The sequence below is a fragment of the Burkholderia sp. E168m23 genome, assembly GCF_016586125.1.
GTDB classification, from domain to species: domain Bacteria; phylum Pseudomonadota; class Gammaproteobacteria; order Burkholderiales; family Burkholderiaceae; genus Burkholderia; species Burkholderia orbicola.
Map to the genome: position 1 here is coordinate 1 of NZ_BCPP01000651.1, position 4,206 is coordinate 4,206.

The window sequence follows — 4,206 nt, forward strand, 5'->3', positions numbered from 1 at the left end:
TCGCCGGCGCCGGTGGCGCACGCCGTTCGGCGATCNCCGGGCACTTCGCGCGCGCCGGCGCGTGCGCGGACGCGATCGCCCAAGGCATCGACGCGGCGCGGCGTGCGCTCGAACATTCGCGATACGACGACGCGATTCGCTACGGGCAGGCCGTATTCGACTGGCTCGCGACCGCCGATCACGCCCAGCGCGAGCACGACAGTGCGCGCATTCGCGCCACGTTGACGCACGCGACGATGGCGCGATTCGGCTGGGCCGATCCGCAGATACGCGAGCATGCGGAGCAGTTGCTGCGGCAGACCCGGACGCTCGACGACCCGGAGCTCGAGATCAGCGCGTTGTGGACGCTGTCGACCTACTACCACGTCGCCGGCGACCGTCCGACCGTGCGCCGGATCGGCAAGCGGCTCGACACGCTCGCGACCGAGCGCGGCGAGGCGGGCGTGCAGGTCGCGGCGGACGCGATGCGCGGCATGAGCCTGTGGGTCGACGGCGACTATGCGCGCGCCCGTGCCGCGTTCGACGCGGTGCTGGCCGGCTACGACGCGCGGCGCGACGCGGGCCACCGGCGCATCCTGGGGCTCGATACGCGTGCGTGGACGATGGCGTCGCTCGCCAGCGTGCGCTGGTGCATGGACGACGATCCGCAACCGTCGCTCGCGATGGCGCGCGAGGCTGTGTATTGCGCGACCTGCCTCGATCATCTGCCGACGCTCGGCGTCACGATGATGTACCTCGCGCGCACGCATCAGCTCGCGGGCGACCGCGACGCGGCGCGAGCCGTGTCGGAGGCGATTCTCCGGCTGGCGGATGCGCACCGGCTGCGCGCGGTCGGGCACTACGCCGCGATCATTCATGCATGGACGCAACGCGATCGCGCGGGCGTCGTCGCGCATCTCGACGCACAGCGGCAGTCGGGCGGCCTGCTCGGGCTGACCTACTACGCGTCGCTGCTTGCCGAGCTGGATGCCGAACGCGGCGACTATGACGCGGCGCTCGCGCAGATCGGGGAGTGCCTCGCCTGGTGCGAATCGAGCGGCGAACGGTATTACGAAGCCCAGCTGTTGCTCAAGCAGGGCGAGTACTTGCGCCGCGCCGATCCGCGTTGCGGCGGCGTGGCCGCGCTGGACGCGTGCCGGCGCGCAGTCGAAATTGCAACGACGGCGGGCATGGGCCGGATCGCCAGGCTCGCCGAAGCGACGTTGCAGTCGTTGCCGTAAGCAGTTCAAACCGTCATTCAGGAGAGCATAAAGATGAGCAAGGATCTTCGATTACCGACGTACGAACAGTTTCTCGAATACCGCGCGACCGTCATCCGGGCAATCGCCCTCGCCTGGCATTCGCCGGCGTTTCTCGACAAGCTCGAAGCCGATCCGGTCCACGCATTGCGCGAGCAGTTCGACTATCACTTTCCGTTCAAGCTCGACCTGAAGGTGCAGCTCAAATCGTCGGAGTGGACACCAACCGTCAACGGCGACTGGACGGCCGGCCAGAAAAACAGGCTCACGCTGTACCTGCCGCCCGCGCCGGTGGACGACGCGCAGTTCGCGCAGGCGCTGGCTGCGTACAACGCGGACCACATCACCATCATGGAATGACTCCGGGGAAACCGACATGGCAAAGGACAACGCTAATCCGACGCTCGAATCGATGCTGGAGTTTCAGAAGGTCTATCTGCGCGCGATCGCGCTCTCGTGGCGCGACCCGGCGTTCAAGGCCGAACTGCTGGACCGGCCGCTGGATACGCTCGCGAAATACTTCGGCTATCAGTGCCCGTGGATCATCGACATCGACATCGAGAAGACGGGCGGCGATCATGGCTGGACGAGCGACGGGAAAGGCGGCGGGAGCTGGAACCTGCCGCGCAACGTGATGACGGTCGGCATACCGGAGCAGCCGACGCACCTGGACGAGGAGGCCGTGGCGCTCGCGGCCTACTGCGACGCGGGGCCGTGTTACCTGTTCACCTGCTGTTGACCGGGCGCGGCCGACCCGCGCACCGTCGCATGGCCCTGGGCGGTTGCCCGGGGCCGCGCGACGTTTGTCCGACCCGTCGCACGGAACCCGACGCATGCTCGATGACCTTTCGCGCGTATTGCGCTTCAAGCCGCACCTGCTCGTGCTCGATGCCGGGCCCGAGACCCTGTTCGTCGTCGACGAATTCAGGCGCGCGATGCTGTCCGGCGCGATCTTCGTGCGGATCGCCGCGTGCCTGCGGGCGCGCATGACGATTGCCGAGATCGTGACGTCGCTGGCCGGCACGTTCGGCGAATGGGACGTGCTCGCGCGGCTCGATCATCTGGTGCGGCGCGGCTACGTGCGCGCCGATCCACCGCACGCCGACGATGCGGCGCGCGGCTTCTTCGAACGGACCGGGCTCGACGGCGACGCCGCGTGCGCGCGCATGGCCCAACTGCGGGTCGCGGTGGAGACGTTCGGTGCGGCCGGTGCGGCGCTCCGGCGCGCGTTCGACGCGGCTGGTATCGGCATCGCGAAGGAGGCCGAACTGACCGTCGCGATCGTCGATACGCACGACCGCGACGATCTCGCCGCGTATGCCGCCCGCGTGGCGGCGCGCGGCGGTGCGCTGCTCGTCGTGGCGACCGGCGGCGTGCAGACGCTGATCGGACCGTTGCTGGCCGGCGGCGCCGCGCTCGCCGAGGCGCCGTGCATCGAATGCGTGCGCTACTGGATGCGCGTCAACCGGCCGGTCGAGGCGCTGCTGGCGCGCCATCACGGCAGCGACGCGACGCGTGTACCGGTGGCCGCCTCGCGTGCGGCCGCCGCCGCCGCGGCCGCGCTCGTGGCCGCGACGGTCGAGCAGCTCGCGGCCAACCGCGCGGTCGCGGAACGTGCGCAAACGCACATCGTTGCGCATCGACTCGACACGCTGGCCGTCGAACGGCATCGCGTGGTCAGGCGGCCGCAATGCCCGTGCTGCGGGAATCCCGCGTGGATGCGCGAGCAGGCGGCGCGGGCGCCGCGACTCGCCGGGGATGCGCCGCTGGCGCGGACGGACGGCGGCTACCGGAGCGCCGATCCGCAACAGGTGTTCGCGCGTCACGCGCATCTGATCTCGCCGGTCAGCGGCGCGATCGCGTATCTGCATCCGATGCCGAAGCGGCACGCGGGCCTGCGCAAGGTCTATGCGTCGGGCTTTCTCGTATGCCCGGCCGCCGTGCCGGACAGCAACCGGTTCGACCGGCTCTGCTCCGGCAAGGGCCGCACCGACGAGCAGGCCCGTACCAGCGCGCTGTGCGAGGCGCTCGAACGTTTCAGCAGCGTGTATCAGGGCGACGAGGCGACGGTGACCGGCAGCCTCGACAGCCTGCGCGCCGATCCGGCCTGCGACGCCGAGCCGATCCATGTGAACGCGCTTCAGCAGTTCAGCGAACGGCAATTCGACGCGCGCGACGCGATCAACGCGTTGACTCGCGATGTGCGCAAGCAGGTGCCGCCGCGCTTCACGTCGCACGACGTGATCGACTGGACGCCTGCGTGGTCGCTCGTGAACGGCCGGCGTCGCCTCGTGCCGCTGAGCTACTGCTACGCGGAAACGCCCGACAGCGCGCAGGCCACGGCCGCCTGCGTGCACAACCCGAACGGCTGCGCCGCCGGCTCGAGCCTCGACGAGGCGATTCTGCAAGGCATGCTCGAGTTGATCGAGCGCGATGCGGTCGCGATCTGGTGGTACAACCGGATCGCGCGCCCCGGCATCGATCTCGCGGGTTTCGACGATCCGTATTTCGACGCGCTCGTGCACGAATACGCGACGTTCGGATGGCGCGTATGGGCGCTCGACATCACGACCGATCTCGCGGTGCCGACCGTGGTCGCGCTCGCGGAGAATCCGCAGGACGGGCGTTTCTCGATCGGTTTCGGCTGTCATCCCGATGGCCGGATCGCGGTGCAGCGGGCGCTGACCGAAGTCAACCAGTTGCTCGATATCGCGGCGGATGCGCCGCATCCATGGGATCGCGACACGCTTTCGTCGACCGGATTTCTGTATCCGGCGGCAGGTATGCCGGCAACGACGCCTTCGACGTGGCGGCGGCCCGATGCCGCGTCGTTACCGGCGGTGATCGCGGAGTGTGTCGAGCGCATCGCGGCAGCCGGCATGGACGTGCTCGTCGTCGACAAGACGCGGCCCGACATTGGCTTGTCCGTGGTGCAGGTGATCGCACCGGGGCTGTGCCATTTCTGGCC

Annotated in this window: 3 protein-coding genes and 1 pseudogene; all 4 read left to right on the forward strand. The window is 69.2% G+C overall.

The annotated features are described in order from the left end of the window. Nucleotides 1–1,220: pseudogene (locus tag JMF90_RS26725) on the forward strand (TOMM system kinase/cyclase fusion protein); the annotation flags it as partial. 33 nt (nucleotides 1,221–1,253) lie between these two features. Next, entirely contained in the window at nucleotides 1,254–1,598 is a 345-nt protein-coding gene (locus JMF90_RS26730; RefSeq protein ID WP_011548729.1) for a BMA_0021/BMA_0022 family TOMM bacteriocin, read from the forward strand. Nucleotides 1,599–1,614: 16 nt separating this feature from the next. After that, the gene (locus JMF90_RS26735; protein ID WP_006480160.1) at nucleotides 1,615–1,977 is read left to right on the forward strand and encodes a BMA_0021/BMA_0022 family TOMM bacteriocin; all 363 of its coding nucleotides are present in this window, start codon (nucleotides 1,615–1,617) and stop codon (nucleotides 1,975–1,977) included. A gap of 94 nt (nucleotides 1,978–2,071) precedes the next feature. Then, nucleotides 2,072–4,206: TOMM precursor leader peptide-binding protein (locus JMF90_RS26740; RefSeq protein WP_201325632.1), on the forward strand; the 2,135-nt coding region annotated here is incomplete at its 3' end.

Coding starts and splice junctions, on each gene's coding strand:
- JMF90_RS26730 (WP_011548729.1), top strand. CDS start 1,254: ATGAGCAAGGATCTTCGATTACCGACGTACGAACAGTTTCTCGAATAC.
- JMF90_RS26735 (WP_006480160.1), top strand. CDS start 1,615: ATGGCAAAGGACAACGCTAATCCGACGCTCGAATCGATGCTGGAGTTT.